Annotated in this window: 2 protein-coding genes; both read left to right on the top strand. The window is 65.4% G+C overall.

Annotated features, from left to right (window positions below; genetic code table 11):
* Positions 1-474, top strand: a 474-nt coding sequence (locus tag ABT085_RS46575) for an IS5 family transposase (protein WP_351623328.1), incomplete at its 5' end; no start/stop codon positions are given.
* A gap of 40 nt (positions 475-514) precedes the next feature.
* Positions 515-982: a hypothetical protein gene (locus ABT085_RS46580; RefSeq protein WP_351623330.1), complete on the top strand. Its 468-nt coding sequence runs from the start codon at positions 515-517 to the stop codon at positions 980-982.
* Positions 983-1050: the final 68 nt, after the last annotated feature.

Here is a 1050-nt window from a genome sequence, read left to right on the forward strand (position 1 = left end):
CGCAAAAGGGGGCTACTGACGGGACCGAATCCGACCGATCGCGGCAAGCCGGGATCGAAGATCCACCTGATCACCGACCGAAAAGGACTGCCCCTGTCCCTGGGCATCTCCGCAGCCAACCTGCACGACAGTCAGGGCCTGGTGCCGCTCGTACGAGGCATACCGCCGATCCGGTCCCGCCGGGGCCCGCGTCGCAGGCGACCTGGGAAACTCCATGGCGACAAGGGATACGACTACGACCACCTGCGCCGATGGCTCCGCAGCCGCGGCATACGCCACCGCATCGCCCGCAAAGGCATCGAATCCTCACAACGACTCGGCCGCCACCGATGGGTGGTCGAGCGAACGGTGTCCTGGCTGGCGGGCTGCCGCCGTCTCCACCGCCGCTACGAGCGCAAGCCCGAGCACTTCCTGGCCTTCGTGGGCATCGCTGCCCTCCTCATCGGCCATCGGCGCCTCACACGGATCCGATAACTCACTGGTCAGAGGTGTTCCCCTCGGTCAGGATTCGCTCATGGACGAGCCAGCCACCATCGCCTGGAAGTACGCGGCGAACCTCATCTGCGAGGAAGACCTGCCCATGTTGGCGGCCCACCTACTGGCTGCCGGCCATGACTCTCCTTCACTGCGCGACCTGGCCGGCCGTTCCCGGCGCGAGCACCCAGCAGAGATCCGCCAGCTCTTCGGACACACCACGGAGGAGTTCGGGATCCAGATCCCGGACTACGAGACCGCTGAACGCTGCCTCCTGCATCACATGGCGACAGAGCTGACCGCCGGAGCCTTGCCACCGAAGATGGTCGCAGATCGAGTCTGGCAGGGGATCGAGGCGTTGACAGATCCTGAGCGGGAGTTCGTGGCGGCCGTGGGCCTGGAGTACCACCTCGACTTCATGTCCCCCGAAGAGGTCCGGGCCTGGGAGAACGCTGTATGCCTCGCCGCAAAGGCTCTGGCTGGAACAGCCTTCCCACACACGCAGTGACACCAGCCATGGCCACGCCCACCACTCACCAGCCAGCCCTCACGCACACCAAAAGAAACGACCTCTTA

Source organism: Streptomyces sp. NPDC002265, assembly GCF_040296125.1.
In the GTDB taxonomy this organism is placed as follows: Bacteria; Actinomycetota; Actinomycetes; order Streptomycetales; family Streptomycetaceae; genus Streptomyces.

Coding starts and splice junctions, on each gene's coding strand:
- ABT085_RS46580 (WP_351623330.1), top strand. CDS start 515: ATGGACGAGCCAGCCACCATCGCCTGGAAGTACGCGGCGAACCTCATC.